General features: G+C 45.7%; 11 protein-coding genes. 6 read left to right on the top strand and 5 right to left on the bottom strand.

Going from position 1 to position 15,243, the window contains the following annotated elements:
* Positions 1 to 3: 3 nt before the first annotated feature.
* Complete coding sequence (locus ON006_RS19075; RefSeq protein WP_244820965.1) at positions 4 to 903, bottom strand: winged helix-turn-helix domain-containing protein; 900 nt, start codon at positions 901 to 903, stop codon at positions 4 to 6.
* A 58-nt stretch (positions 904 to 961) separates the two neighbouring features.
* Positions 962 to 1,432, bottom strand: a complete 471-nt coding sequence (locus tag ON006_RS19070) for a hypothetical protein (RefSeq protein WP_244820964.1) — start codon at positions 1,430 to 1,432, stop codon at positions 962 to 964.
* Between the two features lie 225 nt (positions 1,433 to 1,657).
* Between ON006_RS19070 and ON006_RS19065 the strand changes: the two genes are divergently transcribed.
* On the top strand, positions 1,658 to 2,902 hold the full coding sequence (locus ON006_RS19065) for an MFS transporter (RefSeq protein ID WP_244820963.1): 1,245 nt from the start codon (positions 1,658 to 1,660) through the stop codon (positions 2,900 to 2,902).
* Positions 2,903 to 2,909: 7 nt separating this feature from the next.
* On the opposite strand, the gene ON006_RS19060 is transcribed toward ON006_RS19065, so the two are convergent.
* The 3 genes from ON006_RS19060 to ON006_RS19050 all read right to left on the bottom strand — a co-directional run bounded on the left by ON006_RS19060 (position 2,910) and on the right by ON006_RS19050 (position 10,309).
* Complete coding sequence (locus ON006_RS19060; protein WP_244820962.1) at positions 2,910 to 5,315, bottom strand: ABC transporter permease; 2,406 nt, start codon at positions 5,313 to 5,315, stop codon at positions 2,910 to 2,912.
* Positions 5,316 to 5,399: 84 nt separating this feature from the next.
* The gene (locus tag ON006_RS19055; protein ID WP_244820961.1) at positions 5,400 to 7,775 is read right to left on the bottom strand and encodes an ABC transporter permease; all 2,376 of its coding nucleotides are present in this window, start codon (positions 7,773 to 7,775) and stop codon (positions 5,400 to 5,402) included.
* 143 nt (positions 7,776 to 7,918) lie between these two features.
* The gene (locus ON006_RS19050; protein WP_244820960.1) at positions 7,919 to 10,309 is read right to left on the bottom strand and encodes an ABC transporter permease; all 2,391 of its coding nucleotides are present in this window, start codon (positions 10,307 to 10,309) and stop codon (positions 7,919 to 7,921) included.
* Positions 10,310 to 10,547: 238 nt separating this feature from the next.
* Between ON006_RS19050 and ON006_RS19045 the strand changes: the two genes are divergently transcribed.
* The 5 genes from ON006_RS19045 to tnpA all read left to right on the top strand — a co-directional run bounded on the left by ON006_RS19045 (position 10,548) and on the right by tnpA (position 15,098).
* A complete protein-coding gene (locus ON006_RS19045) occupies positions 10,548 to 10,997 on the top strand; it encodes a hypothetical protein (RefSeq protein ID WP_244820959.1) in 450 nt (149 codons plus the stop codon).
* A 128-nt stretch (positions 10,998 to 11,125) separates the two neighbouring features.
* Positions 11,126 to 12,610 carry a glycine--tRNA ligase gene (locus tag ON006_RS19040; protein WP_244820958.1) on the top strand — a complete coding sequence of 495 codons (1,485 nt, stop codon included), beginning with the start codon at positions 11,126 to 11,128 and terminating at the stop codon, positions 12,608 to 12,610.
* Positions 12,611 to 12,725: 115 nt separating this feature from the next.
* Positions 12,726 to 14,195, top strand: coding sequence for a nicotinate phosphoribosyltransferase (locus ON006_RS19035; protein ID WP_244820957.1), 1,470 nt, complete (start codon positions 12,726 to 12,728; stop codon positions 14,193 to 14,195).
* An 11-nt stretch (positions 14,196 to 14,206) separates the two neighbouring features.
* Positions 14,207 to 14,440 carry a DUF3820 family protein gene (locus ON006_RS19030; protein ID WP_244820956.1) on the top strand — a complete coding sequence of 78 codons (234 nt, stop codon included), beginning with the start codon at positions 14,207 to 14,209 and terminating at the stop codon, positions 14,438 to 14,440.
* Between the two features lie 229 nt (positions 14,441 to 14,669).
* Positions 14,670 to 15,098, top strand: coding sequence for an IS200/IS605 family transposase (gene tnpA / locus ON006_RS19025; RefSeq protein WP_244820955.1), 429 nt, complete (start codon positions 14,670 to 14,672; stop codon positions 15,096 to 15,098).
* Positions 15,099 to 15,243: the final 145 nt, after the last annotated feature.

Below are 15,243 nucleotides of genomic sequence, written 5' to 3'. Positions count from 1 at the left end.
GGGTCAGGAATGAACTTCCATTTTGTAGCCGACGCCGTGAATGGCGGTAATTTTCACATGAGGATCATTGGCGAGCATTTTTCTGAGCCGGGACACAAACACATCAATACTCCGGCCCACGGTCACACCTTCATCCTCCCACACCGATTTCAGGATCATATCCCTTTCCAGAACTTGGTTGGTGTGGCGTGCAAAAAGACCGAGAAGTTTGGTTTCGCGGAACGTCAGCTGTTGAACAATGTTACCGGAAACCAATGTTTGATTTTGTATGTCCAGGTAGGATTTACTGAATTCCAGTTTGGGTGAAATCAATGCTTCCTGTGTCGGTTCTGTGATTTTTCGATGCCGCGACTTATTCCATGCCACGAGGCCGAGTCCTGCCAGCGCACCTCCCAGAGATAACATGAACCAGTTCTGCCCGCCGCTATTTGCTTCCTGTTTCTGAGGAATAAAGCTCACCTGTAACTGGTAGCATTGTCCTTCATTCTTGCGTTTCTGGCATGCAACGCCATCTTTTTGTTTGAGTTCAAGAAAATTATAGCCAAGCCGTAATTCGCCTTTGTCGCAATCCAGCACCGCGACATTGTACCCCGAGGTAATGTCTTGCATTTTAAGGGATTCCTGTAAAAGACCCGGCAGCTTCGCATAATCCAGTACATGCTCCATTCGGATCGAAAATGTATTGGCATCCAGTTGTTTCACTGGCGGAATGGCCGATAATGTATCCCCGTTGGCGATCAGCAAGTGATGAGCAGTACGCCGCAACGCCAGATTCGCCTTCTCCGCGAAACGCACGGACTCGTTATTGGCAACCGAGCGATTGCCTGGCAAACACATCACCGCAAACAGAAAACAAATATTTCTGAGGATCGTCTTGAAAACCGGTGATGCTGAATGGATCATTTGAAACAAAATAAAGGGATGTGCGGCCAAACAAATTTATCGAAATGGTTACTGGCTTTCAGCAACCGTCGCCTTTTTTATTCGGAGTGAAAAACCAATTGAACTGCGGAACCAGCTGGATAGGGGTTACGTGGATCACCTTGGGGCCGGCCTGGTCATTTTTTTTGTCAACGGGATCAATGATGATATCGTCTCCGGCTTGTGCGAATTTCAATATATTGGCGATCTCGTATTGCAGCATTGCATAGTGATACGCGTACGAATCCCCATCAATCAGTTTTCCTTGTCTTTTCAGATACACTTTGAAAGGAACATTAGTCTTGACCATTGCCTGAGGATTGCCTTTTACCAGCGAAATTACGCCTCTGTTGATCGAAGAAAGCTGCGTAAACTCGACAGCCACCCCATTCAAAAGGACAGAATTATTAGGATACTTTTCAGTAACCTCCCGAGGTAATGCGACGGAGGCTGATAACGAAAGAATCAGTACCAGCGTCGGAAAGATCTTGTTGATTATGTTTTGTATCATGACATTGGTTTTGGTAGTAATTGTGAACTCTTCCAAAAGTATGAATACAACCAAAAGCGCCAGTAAAAGGCCTGTAAAACATTGTAAATGAAATGTAAAAGATTGATTTTGACTCTTTAATACTTTCAAATGATATCGTATCAACAATTTATATTAATTTTTAATTAAAGCAGAACATAATGGCACAGCAATCGTGTTACCTTTTTGAACACCACAATTACTGATTTGAAAACAGTATCTTCACAAGATCCCTACGCTGCACTACGCTACTCCGATTTCAGGTTTTTCATATCCAATACTTTTCTTTTTTCGGCGACTATCCTTATTCAGGAGGTGATTGTCGGCTATGAATTGTATAAAATGACACATGATCCGCTCGCTCTCGGGCTGATTGGTCTGGCCGAGGTGGTACCATTCATTATTACCTCCATTTTCGGAGGGTACATTGCCGACCAGAAGAATAAGATTTCCATTATGCACATTAGTCTGGTGGTCATTTTATTGGGCTCTGTGATCCTATACACAGCTTTTCAGCCGGTGATTTACAATGCGCTCACCCAGTCGCAGCACCTGCTGGTGATCTATTCGGTTTTTGCATTGATCGGTTTTGCCAAAGGATTTTACTCTCCGGCTTCCAGTTCTTTAAAGCCTTTTCTGGTTCCACGGGCTATTTATCATAATTCGTCGACGTGGAGCAGCTCTTTCTGGCAGGCAGGATCGATTACGGGGCCAGCGATTGCCGGTTTTTTATATGCTTTTTTGGGGCTTACAAATACGCTGCTGATCGTTATTTTTAGTTTTGTCATCTGCTGGATATTACTTAGCATGATCAAAACACGGCCAGAATTTCCGAAGATATCAACGCCGATCCTGGAAAGTCTGAAAGAAGGTTTCAGGTTTGTGTTCAAAACCAGGATCGTACTCTATGCGATTTCTCTTGATCTTTTTTCTGTCCTTTTTGGCGGGGTAGTAGCACTTTTACCTGTTTTTGCAGAGGATATTTTAAAGGTAGGGCCGGAAGGGTTGGGCTTGTTACGGGCCTCACCGTCCATTGGTTCGTTGCTGACGATGTTTGCGATGGCGTACTATCCGCCAACACACAATGCATGGCGTAACATGTTGATTGCGGTGGCTGGTTTTGGGATTTTTACGATTGTTTTTGCAGTTTCGACCAGCTTCCTGTTATCCTGCGCCGCATTGTTTGCAACTGGTGTTTTCGACAGTGTAAGTGTCATTGTCCGGCAAACGATCCTGCAAATTTACCCTCCCGATGAAATGCGCGGCCGTGTTGCGGCGGTGAATGGAATGTTTGTAAGCTCTTCCAACGAGCTCGGTGCATTCGAATCCGGCGTGATGGCAAAAGCATTTGGTACTGTACCTTCCGTCATGATGGGAGGGGTGCTCACCATCATTGTAGTCTGCTGGATTTATAGCCGCTCCAAAGATTTGTTTTCGGTGCGGCTGAGTTGATAATTACCTAATCACTCTTCAAACTCCCCACAGGATTCATTAACGCCGCTTTGTAAGTTTGGAGACATACCAGGGCTGTGATCAGGATGGCGAATGCGAAACCGATCTCGGCGAAGGTAGTCCAGCCAATATCAATGCGGTAGGCGTAGATTTGCAGCCACTTTTTCATCAAAAAAAAGGCCATCGGAAACGCTACTGCCACCGCGAAAATCATCACCAGCAAGAATTCTTTCAGGAAAAGCGCGACGACGCTCATACCCGACGCTCCCAAAACTTTGCGTATGCCTACCTCACGCGTCCTGCGCGCGACATTCAGGGATACCATTCCTAAAATCCCCAAAAGCACAATCACAATCGAAAGCACGGTAGCTGCCTGAGAAGCCTTTTTTAACTGCATCTCGGACTGATATAGCTTTTGAAGCGTTTCGTCCATAAATGAAAACTCAAATGGCGCATCCGGCATTAATTGCCTCCATTTGCTTTCAATGGCAGCCATCGACTCTCCCAGGTTGGACGGAGAAATCCTGAATGACAGGTACCGGTAAGAATTGGAACCCCGAATGTGTACAAATGCCAATGGTTTGATCGCCTGATGCATTGATTCGAAATGAAAGTTTCCGGTAACGCCTGCAATAGTCAGCGCATTGGGCAAATTGTGAACCCGTACTTGCTGGCCTATTGCTTCGCCCGGGCTGGCATACCCCAATCCTTTTATTGCAGCCTCATTGAGCACGATCCTGTCAGGTTGATAGGTACTGTTTTTGTTTTGGAAAAATACGCCCGCAAGCATCTTGATCCCATAGGTATTGGCGTAATTTTCATCTGTTCCCAGAAACTGCGTGTGAATGGCTTGCACTGAATCCTGTCCAGGCTTGTATACTCCAAAATGTCCACCATAATTGCCATTCGGGATTTCGTAGGATAGGCTCGCCCCGCTTATTTCTTTCAGTCCCGACAATTCATTCCTGATCGATTCCATTTTTGCCAGGCCCGCGGGAGTCCAGTCGCGGGGGACGCCGACTGAAATGAGTGACTCTTTTTGGTAACCCAGATCTTTGTTGAAAAAATAATTTACCTGCCTCGTGACGATGGCTGCCCCGGCAAATACGAAGAGGGCAATGCTGAATTGCGAGCTGATCAGCAGGCGTCGGAAGTAGACATTCTCACGAACCGATTTCAATGTTCCTTTCATCGAATCGACCGACGGAATGGATGATAGCACAAATGCTGGGTATATTCCTGCCAGCATCCCCGTCACCAGTGCGCAGATCACGGGGATCAGCAGCGAGTAGGGAAGTAGCATCAGTACGGAATGGATGGGTTTATCAAGAAGGTCGGCGAAAAATGGCCTGAATAGCTCGTAAAAGCCAATTGATAAAACCATTGCGAGTAATGAGAGCAAAAAAGATTCTGCCAGGAATTGTCCGATCAATTGCCGTTTCAAGCTCCCCAAAACTTTCCTTACACCAATTTCCTTCAACCGGGAAGATGAATTACCAATTGAAATATTGATAAAATTCACAATCGCCATCAGCAGAATAAATGCGGTAATACCCGAAAGAGTCAGTATCATTTTATCGACCAGACCATTATTAGCTTCGCGGTAATAGGTTTTCAATGGCGTAAAATAAACCTGCAAATTGGCCCGCATTGCCTCGTTAGCATGCGTCTGCATCATTTGTTCGACAGGTTTTTTAAGGTCTTCGATTAAAACGCCGTCTTGCAGTTCAATATAGCTGACCATATAAGGGAAATTCCAATTGTCCTCCGAGCCTTTCCGGCCTTCCAAACTGCTGAACGGAATAAAGATCTCTGCCTGATTGGGTAGTAAATGCGTGACGGAATTATTGGATAAGTTTTTCAAAACGGCGGTAATCAGGTACTCTTGCCTACCTCCCATGAAATTATGCAATGTCAAAGTCTGACCAATGACATCGGTTTTGCCAAAATATTTGATGGCCTTACTTTCTGTGATCGCAATGGTATTGGGCGCATTCATGGCGGTACGAGCGTCGCCATGCAGTAGTGGAAATCCGTACATGGCCAGCAATGTGGAATCGCCCGTTTGTACATCTTCGCGGAAATGTTTGTCGCCTTTGGAAACTGCCACGGTAATGCCGTCGTAGCGGTAGTAATTGGCAACCAGGTTGGGATAATCCTGTTTTAAAGTTTTTGCCAATGGGCCAAGCGTAGCAATGTCCACACCCATATCCGGGTTTTTCCATTTGCTGCGGATGATCACCTGGTTGTCCGCTTTGCGAAGGTCCCGGTTCACATTCAGCTCGCCGGAAACATAGCTCATCATGAGAAAGGTGAAGGTCATCCCGACTGAGAGCCCGAAAATAGTTACCAGCGTATAAAATTTACGTTTTAGTAAATTCCGCCAGGCGATTTTGAAGTAGTTGTGGAGCATGCCATAAAACTAGCCAAAAATCGTAATGCTGATTTGGGCTGACATGCTGTTTAACTATTTTTAACTTATTGCAAATGAGCAGTATTAATCAGTTTTTAGTGTTTCGGCGGGATTGGTGATCGCCGTTTTGTAAGTCTTGATACCGATGGTGAGCAAGCCGATAAGTGACAGTGCTCCCAGGCAGGTAAGGAACACGCCCGGCCCAAGCTTGGCGTGGTAGGTGAAAATGTTCAAAAACAATGCACCGAGACCGTAGCCGATCGGTAAGGCAATGATAGCGGCGATGAGGATGATTTTTACAAAAGATCCCGACAAGAGCCGCATGATCTGGGCGACACTAGCACCCATTACCTTCCTTATGCCCACCTCTTTCGTACGTTTTTCCGTGCTGTACGTAACCATTCCGAGCAGCCCCATTGCAGCGATAACAAACACGATGAGTACTAACAGGCTTGTGATCTGTTTGTCGCCACTTTCAGCGTAGTCGTCATACAACTGCTTTTCATACCATGAATACACAAATGATTCGCGGGGGTAATATCGCTTCCATACTTTTGAAAGTGAAGCTGTTACTCTCTCCTGATCAGCACCTTCCGCAATTTGCAGGGACATTACCTTTATTTCTCTCGGATCAAAAGCAAGTACCAGCGAGGAAACCGGCAATTCGTAGCGCATAATGCAAAAATCCTTTACGACGCCTGAAACAATGACTTTGGTTGCATTCAGCAGGATGGTTTGCCCGACAATGTCCTGCGGATTCGTCCAGCCAAGTGATTTGACGGCTTTTTGATTTAAAACAACAAAATGAACGGAGGTATCGGCAGTAGCCGGCATATTTTGGCCAGCCAGAAAGACCAGTTTCATATTCTCAATGAAATGGGCGTCTACCGCATAGATAAATGCATCCCTGGCAGTAAGATCTTTATTTTTGGAATCAATTTTATCGAGCTTGACCTTTCCTGCAAATTCGTTGAAAGTGGCCGAAGCCAGGCCAACACGCTCGACACCAGCTTGTTTCAGCATCTCATTCGTGAGCAGTTTGTAATCGCTACCCGGAGCAAGCGGCACGTTCAGTATGTTTTTTCGGTTAAAATTCTGATTGTCAGTAGCCATGTATTCGAACTGACTATTCATAATCCCAATTCCGGTCATAAATACCAGCGCGACCACAAACTGAATGATGGTCAATACCTTTCTGAAACCAAACTTGCCGACACCAACGGGCGTGAGTTCTCCTTTCAGGATTTGCACGGGCTGATAGGAAGACAGAATCCTTGCCGGGAGGATGCCAGCGAGAAAACCTGTGAACAGGGTAAAACCAATGAAAATGATCCACAGCAGGCGGGTATCGTTCACTTCCCAGGTCAGCCAGCGCACGTGAATGTAAGTTCGCATCAGAACGAGTCCGAAGTATCCCAATGTCAATGCTAGAAAGGCAATGACGGTTGTTTCTGTTAAAAACTGCCCGATCAACTGCCAGCGTTTGGCACCCGCCACCTTACGTACGCCCACCTCGCGGGCACGGCTCAGCGACCGGGTGAGCGTGAGATTTATATAATTGAATCCGGCAAGAAGTATGATAATGAGGGGGATTAGCAGACTGACACCTATCTTCCAGATCGGTTCCACATACGGATTGTTGCGCAGGTTCTCGAAGTCAGGTGAAATGTCGCTCAGTTTTTGACTGCGGAACGAATGTCCTTTAATGTCCTTAAAATCGACCGTCTTTTTATTCTCTTTTGTGATCGTAGCGAGTGCCCTGTCCAGATCGGCTTGCTGGTTTCCTTTGGCTAACAATACATAAGTGTAAGAATTGTAATCCAGCCAGTTATCCTTGTCTAAGCCCACATTCAGCAATGGAAATGTAGCCATCGATAGCACCATATCCGATTTGAAATGCGTCTGAAACTTACCCAATGGTTTGAAAACACCAGTAATGGTAAAGGGCCCGAAATCGTCGTGAATCAATATTTTTCCAACGGGATCGGCATTGCCAAAAAACCGCTCGGCAGCCTCGTGGGTCAGTACTACGGTTCTTGGTTCAATGGCCGGTTTGCCTTTTTCAAGTTTAAATCCAAAAACATCGAAATAAGACGGATCTGCGTACAAACCATCCATTCGCAGGGACTTAATACCATTGCTCAGCTTGCCGCCAAAGTTCCGGTTGACCCGCACTGACTTTTCGATCACACTTTGCTCATTCCCCAGTTTTTCACCCAGCGGCAAGGGTGTAGAGGCGAGTGAAAAAAGCTCGCCATCGCTACTCGTCGCGTCCGTCAGGATCCGGTAAGTACGGTCGGGGTAGGGATGGAAGGAGTCTTTTTCGAAACTGCTTTGGACCTGAATGAGCTGCATGAGGCAAAATGCCATAGCCAGGCCAAGGCCAAAGACATTGATCAATGAAAACATTTTATGCTTCCAAAGGCTGCGAATGGCGATTTTGAAGTAGTTTGAGAACATGTGTAGGGCTGTCAGCCGTCGGGCAATCAGCTGTCGGCCATTTATATTTTTGAACTTATATAGATCATCAGTAATATACTACCAGCTATCACTTTTTTCCGAAAGCCGAAAGCCGAAAGCCGAAAGCCGAAAGCCGAAAGCTTTTATTCTGTCCGCAGCGACTTCACTGGATTCATGATCGCGGCCTTCAATGCCTGGAAACTGACGGTAGCGACTGCAATAATGATGGCGATCAATCCTGCCGATGCAAATATCCACCAGGATAACCCGGCGCGGTATTCGAAGTTTTGCAGCCATTTGTTCATGGCGTAGGCCGCAACGGGGATACCAATGATGATGGCGACGAGTACCAGTTTTACGAAATCTCCTGATAGCAGTACTACCACATTTTGAACACTGGCACCAAGCACTTTTCTCACTCCTATTTCCTTCGTGCGGGCTTCTGCTGCAAATGCAGCCAGTCCGAATAGACCCAGGCAGGCGATCAGCACGGCAAGTATTGCAAAGGAAAGCAGCACGCGTCCCTGTCTCTCTTCCGATTGATATTGTTTTGAAAAATTTTCATCCAGAAAGTGAAAGTCAAGTTTTGCTTCGGGATCAAATTGTTTGTAGGCAGCACTGATGAACGCCAGCGCTTCTTTTGTTTTCTCAGGCTGGATCCGCACATACACATTGTCTTTATCCGACGCTTCCGGGAGCTGGATCAGCAGCGGCTCAATCTTATGTTGAAGAGAATACGTATGGAAATCTTTAACGACCCCGATCACTTTTGCTTCTTTGGTAGTACCCTTATCATCAATGAAGTACTGAACTCTTTTGCCTATTGGATTTTTCCAGCCCTGTTTTTTGACCATTGCTTCGTTTACAAGCACGGCACCGAACAGATCAGCGGGAGAATCGTCCTTGAAATTTCTTCCCTGCAACAATTTGATTTCCAATGTTTTCAAATAATCACCATCAGCCGAAAACTTCTGAATGATCTGTGTCGAACTTGGCATTTCACCGGTTTCCGTTTCAATAAGCAGTCCGGTAGCGCCCATATAGTTGTTTCCCAGAGGATTACTTGCCGCTGCCACGCTTTCTATCAGTGAACTTTGCGTCAGTTTTTCCTTAATGGCCCGAATCTGATTTCTGGGCTCGTTCTTGTCGATATGGAAGGTCAGCACCTGATCTTTGTTAAAACCAAGGTTTTTGTGGTTCACATAATCCAGTTGGCGATAAACAATGCCGGAGCAGGCGATCATAATAACGGTTGCTGCAAACTGAAAAACAACGAGTGACTGACGAAACCGGATGCCACCGGCCTGGCTTCCCATTTGTCCTTTCAGAGCAGAAACCGGACGATATCCCGACAGCATCAATGCCGGATAAAAGCCACTTACCAGCCCGATCAATACTATAAAAGCTGCGGCAACCAAGGCGGTAGACCAGCCACTGTAATTGATGGTCAATGATTTTTCGGCCAGTTCGTTAAAGAATGGTAATGCGATTTTGACCATCAAAACTCCTACAAATCCTGAGAGGAGGGTCATTAAAAATGACTCGGTCAGGAACTGTCCTATTAACTGAAAACGCTGCGAGCCGATCGCTTTCCTCACACCTACCTCGCGAACGCGCTTCATGGAGCGGGCGGTGTAGAGATTGATGTAGTTGATGCAGGCAATGATGAGGATCAATGCGGCAACAACTGAAAAAATATAGATGGTATTGATGTTACCATTAGCGCCGATCTCGTAGTCGAGATGCGAATAGAGGTGGATCGAAGTTAGTGGTTGCAAAATTAGTTTGTAATCCACATTACCTATTTCTTTTTTCAGATATTTTGGAAAAAAGCCAGCTAGTTTTTTCTCAAACTTTTGATAGTCAACCCCTTTTTTTAACAAAACATAGGTGTAAAGCTCCGATTGCTGCCAGCCGCCAGAATAGTTTTCAGGTAGGGAGCGTAGTGCACTGAAATGCAGGTGGGAGTTTGCAGGTGCGTCGGCAATGACGCCTGAAACGGTATTGGGATAATTATTTGAGAACAGTACAGTCTGTCCCACTGCATTGGATGCATTGCCGAACAGCTTTTCAGCCAGTGTTTTGGTCAGTACTATTTTTTGAGCACCCTTTAATGCAGATTTTGGGTCACCATATAAGAATGGATAGGAGAATATGTCGAAAATTCCGGCATCGGAAAAGTAAATGTTATTGGCATCGATCGTCTTTTCTTTGAAAGCAATTTTTCCGCCGCCCTCGGGATGGATCCGTACTGTTTTTTCAATTTCGGGATAATCGTTTTGCAGAGCGGGGGCATACGGCGCAGAAGTTGGCGCCAGTTTAAAGCTTCCTGTCGGCCATTTGGCTTCGTGCACCACCCTGAAAATACGGTCTGATTTGCTGTGGAAACGATCATAACTCAATTCGTCGGCGACATACAGCGCCATAAGCCACACGGCAGCCATACCGATTGCTAGGCCAATAATATTTAATCCGCTGAACAGTCTATGGTTCAAAAAATTCCGAAACGATATTTTAAGGTAGTTAAGTAGCATAGTCAGGTTATTTTAAGAATAAGTCTGGTTCAATTAATAAAATTATGTGCCATTGTATTTTATGTGCTGATAATCAGTTTTTTATGCAACTTTTTATTTGACAAAGTGTTCGCTATTGGACAGTCCTGTTCAGTGTTGGACGGGTTACTTATTTTCTTAATTGGTTACATTGGCGAGCTTTCGAATTGATATAAGTGCTTAATTTGGAAGATATTTACTCAATTTAACTTATAATATTATGAAAGGCTCGAATGCGTGGTTGCTAACATTTCTATTATTTGTAATGGCAGGTTGCGTTGAAGTATCGCATCCTCAAATTGACACGCTATATGTTTCAAGCAAAGACTTGAAATTGGAACGCGACGGCGCGATTGCTACATTATATGAGCATTATTCTGCTAGCAAGAAGGACAAGGAGGTTTATGAAGTGATTGCGAAAAAGCATGACCGGTTCATCATTAACTATGCACCGGGGACAAAGATGCTAACCCTGTGTAGTGATCCGGGAAGCGGCTGGTCCAGGCAATATATAGATTTCGATGAAGCAATGCTGCAAATGTTAATCGACGACAAAGTTACCTTTGACCAACTCGATGGTTTTGGAACGCTTCCCGACAAATACGACAGCCTGCTTGTCATGAACAATCCGATATTAAATGTTAAAACGAATGGTAGTCCAACAATGTAGCGTGCGGGCTTACTCTTCTAAAATTTGTTTGCTTCGTCCTACATTGCCGTCAAAATCCCTAATTTTGCCAAATTCATGATTTTGATGGATTTAATAGTCATTTTTTTTATTGATTTTAAACGAATAGAATGAACCAAGCACCTGCTACTTCTTTACAAGACATTGTTGGGCATGCCAAGGAATACGGTTTTGTGTTCCCCTCTTCTGAAATATATGATGGATTGCAAGCCGTTTACGACTATGGTCAGAACGGTGTGGAATTGAAAAATAACCTGAAAGCAGCTTGGTGGAAGGCAATGACGCAGCTGCACGACAATATAGTTGGTATCGATGCTGCGATTTTTATGCATCCGCTCACTTGGAAAGCTTCCGGTCACGTGGATGGATTTAATGATCCGATGATCGATAACAAGGATTCAAAAAAACGCTACCGGGCGGACCAGTTGCTGGAAGGCAAGGCGGAACAATACGAAGCGGACGGCCAGCCTGAAAAAGCGCAGGCATTACTTGCTGAAATGGGTCGGTTGCTAAGTGCGGAAGATCTGGCAGGAGTGCGCGAGCTGATCATTGCAGAAAATATTAAATGTCCTGTATCAGGCACCACTAATTGGACGGAGGTTCGTCAGTTTAACCTGATGTTCAGCACGCAGGTAGGATCAGTTGCGGAGGAATCGAACCTTATTTACCTGCGTCCGGAAACGGCACAGGGTATATTTGTTAATTTCCTGAATGTGCAGAAAAGCGGAAGGATGAAGATTCCTTTCGGTATCGCGCAGATCGGCAAAGCATTCCGCAATGAAATCGTGGCGCGCCAGTTTACCTTCCGTATGCGGGAGTTTGAACAAATGGAAATGCAATTTTTCATTCGTCCTGGTACTGAAATGGCCTGGTATGAATCATGGAAAGAGGCGCGTATGAAGTTTCACAAAGCGATCGGGCTGCCTGCCGAAAAATTGAAGTTTCATGACCACGAAAAACTGGCACATTATGCCAATGCAGCCGTGGACATTGAGTATCAGTTTCCTTTTGGCTTCCGCGAAATGGAAGGTATCCATTCAAGAACCGATTTTGACCTCAGAAACCATCAGGAGTTGTCGAAGAAAAAGCAGCAGTACTTTGACTCCGACCTGGACGAAAACGGCAAGCCTTACGGTAACTACATTCCTTATGTGGTGGAAACTTCGGTAGGCGCCGACAGACTTTTTCTTGCAACATTCTGCAATGCTTATACTGTGGAGACGGTGGGAGAGGGTGACAATACCAAAGAACGTACATATCTGAAACTGCACCCTGCATTGGCGCCTTTTAAGGTAGCCGTGTTGCCATTGGTGAAGAAAGACGGCCTGGCCGAAAAGGCGCAAATCATTGCTAACTCACTGAAATCGTCATTCCGCACCACTTACGATGACGGTGCGGCGATTGGAAAGCGTTATACGCGCCAGGACCTGATCGGAACACCATTCTGCGTGGTGGTGGATTACCAGACCATGGAAGACGATACCGTTACCATTCGTCACCGCGACACGATGGAGCAGGAACGCGTTTCGATTAGTGAATTGAAAGAAAAAATCGGCTATCAGGTGGCTATCGAGCGAATTCTGGAAGCCATTTAACATTTGATTATAGATAAAAAAGGGTTGTTTCGCGAGAAACAGCCCTTTTTTATGTTTAGATTGAAAAAATCTAACTTTTTAATTAATTAGTCGCCTCAATAATTCCAATGCACGCATGATCAATGAATTGTACGACACTTCACTAAGCCTTTTAACCGACCTGTATCAGCTTACAATGGCTTATGGCTACTGGAAAGCTGGAAAAGCGGAGCAGGAGGCGGTCTTCAACCTGTATTTCAGAAAGCATCCTTTTCAGGGAGGTTTTACCGTTACCTGCGGCTTAAACAGTGTTATTGACTATTTGAACGAATACCGGTTCAGTGAAGAAGACCTTGATTACATAAGGACATTGACCGGGAATGACGGGCAAAAATTATTTGAACCCGGGTTTCTGGAATATCTTCGGACGATGGAGTTACAATGCAGCATTCATGCGATCCCGGAAGGTACCGTGGTGTTTCCTAATGAGCCACTACTAAGGATTCAGGGGCCTATTCTTCAATGTCAGCTACTGGAAACACCGCTTTTGAACCTCATTAATTTTCAATCGTTGGTTGCGACGAAAGCCGCGAGAATGCGGCTGATAGCGCAGGATGACGCTTTGCTGGAATTTGGCTTGCGTCGGGCACAAGGCCCGGACGGGGGCGTTACAGCGAGTCGCGCCGCATACATAGGAGGCTTCGACGCTACTTCCAATGTGCTGGCGGGGAAGTTGTACGGCATTCCTGTCAAAGGGACACATGCGCACAGCTGGGTTATGTCATTCGATAGCGAGCTGGAAGCATTTGAAGCCTATGCGCGGTTCATGCCCAACAATGTGACCTTGCTGGTGGATACTTACAATTCGTTGAACGGCGTGCGGCATGCAATCAAAGCTGGGCAGCAGCTGCGTAAGCGCGGTTATGAGCTCGGCGGGATACGGCTGGACTCGGGGGATCTTGCTTATTTGAGTATCGAGGCCAGAAAGCTGCTGGACGAGGCTGGGTTTGAGAGTACAAATATTGTTGCCAGCAATGATCTGGACGAATATATTATGGATAGTTTGAAGATCCAGGGCTCGAAAATCGATATTTGGGGAATCGGAACAAAGCTGGTCACAGCCTTTGATCAGCCAGCCCTGGGAGGGGTTTTTAAGTTAGCAGCCATTAAGGCTGACTCGGGAGAATGGGATTACAAACTGAAATTATCTGAGCAAGCGATCAAGGTTTCCACGCCGGGAATTCAACAGGTGCGCCGGTTTAAGGACTCGAAGGGTTTTGTTTCGGATATGATTTTCAACATTGAAACACCTCTGATGGGCAAGGCGACGATGGTGGATCCTTATGATTTTACTAAAAACCGGTCCTTTGCAGAATCCACCCAGTTTGAAGATTTACTTGTTCCAATATTTGCCAAAGGCCAACTGATCTATACCTTGCCGTCCATTTATGAGACGAGGAAGCGTGTGCAGGAGCAGCTGTCCCATTTTTACAAAGGTATCAAACGTTTTGTCAACCCGCATACCTATCCCGTAGGGCTGGAAAAAGAGCTGTTTGATATGAAAACTGACCTGATCATGAAGTTGCGGGCGGGGAACGAAGAATAACATTAAAAATCATGCAGGAACTCCCACAACCGGATTCAGAAATGCTCAAAGAACTGATTCGCTATAAAATGCCTTTTGGCAAATATAAGGACTGGATCATCGCCGATCTACCAGTATCCTACCTAGAATGGTTTCAAACGCAAGGCTTCCCCGCGGGAAAACTAGGGATGTTGCTCAGCACCATGTATGAGATCCGGCTGAATGGGCTGGAATTTTTGGTACAAGGGCTTCGGAAGCTGAAATGATATTTGCCTTCGTACCGCTCCCATCACCCATGGATCCAGGAACCCAGGAACCCAGGAACCCAGGAACCCAGGGCTTAAGCCCTGGGCTATACGATGTGCGGCACCTCCGGGACGGCTTTAGCCGAAGCTCTGCACGACTCTACTACACATCCGATACCTTTTGCAATTCGCAACGTCTAAGACATAGATAGTTTATAGATTCACTGTAAAGCTAATTCATATGTCTTATGTGAAAATTTGGGTACACGCTGTTTGGAGTACAAAATACAGGCAACCTATTCTTGAAGAGCGAATCTTGCGAGAGGTTTGTGCACACATTAAAACGAATGCAAGGTCAAAGGATATTTTCATTGATCGGATAAATGGTCATGTAGATCACATTCACGTGCTAATGTTGCTCAAAAGCGAGAATAGCATTTCAAAGCAGATGCAGCTGCTGAAAGGGGAAAGTGCTTTTTGGGCAAATAAAGTTGGATTGGTTAATGGCGGCTTGGAATGGTGTGTCAAATATTTTGCATCCTCCGTCTGCGATGACAAGCTTGATATTGTCAGGAGATACATTGACAATCAGGCTGTTCATCATCGGAAGCAATTTTCTCAGGAAGAGCATAAGATCTTTTTGGAAGAGCTGGGATATACGGAGGAGGACTTTGGCTAAAGCCTGGCATGTATAGCACGGGGAGAACCCAAGGCTAAAGCCCTGGGTTGGTGTCGTGGGTCCCACATGTCATATAGCCCAAGGCTTTAGCCTTGGGTGCATGGTGCATGGTGCATGGTGCATGGTGCATGGTGCATGGTGCATG

The sequence above is a fragment of the Dyadobacter pollutisoli genome, assembly GCF_026625565.1.
GTDB lineage: Bacteria > Bacteroidota > Bacteroidia > Cytophagales > Spirosomataceae > Dyadobacter > Dyadobacter pollutisoli.
This window is presented reverse-complemented; position numbering and strand designations above follow the sequence as displayed.

Bases quoted from the DNA above. Each gene is read 5' to 3' on its own strand.
- ON006_RS19075 (WP_244820965.1), bottom strand. From the start codon at position 903: ATGATCCATTCAGCATCACCGGTTTTCAAGACGATCCTCAGAAATATT.
- ON006_RS19070 (WP_244820964.1), bottom strand. From the start codon at position 1,432: ATGATACAAAACATAATCAACAAGATCTTTCCGACGCTGGTACTGATT.
- ON006_RS19060 (WP_244820962.1), bottom strand. From the start codon at position 5,315: ATGCTCCACAACTACTTCAAAATCGCCTGGCGGAATTTACTAAAACGT.
- ON006_RS19055 (WP_244820961.1), bottom strand. From the start codon at position 7,775: ATGTTCTCAAACTACTTCAAAATCGCCATTCGCAGCCTTTGGAAGCAT.
- ON006_RS19050 (WP_244820960.1), bottom strand. From the start codon at position 10,309: ATGCTACTTAACTACCTTAAAATATCGTTTCGGAATTTTTTGAACCAT.
- ON006_RS19045 (WP_244820959.1), top strand. From the start codon at position 10,548: ATGAAAGGCTCGAATGCGTGGTTGCTAACATTTCTATTATTTGTAATG.
- ON006_RS19040 (WP_244820958.1), top strand. From the start codon at position 11,126: ATGAACCAAGCACCTGCTACTTCTTTACAAGACATTGTTGGGCATGCC.
- ON006_RS19035 (WP_244820957.1), top strand. From the start codon at position 12,726: ATGATCAATGAATTGTACGACACTTCACTAAGCCTTTTAACCGACCTG.
- ON006_RS19030 (WP_244820956.1), top strand. From the start codon at position 14,207: ATGCAGGAACTCCCACAACCGGATTCAGAAATGCTCAAAGAACTGATT.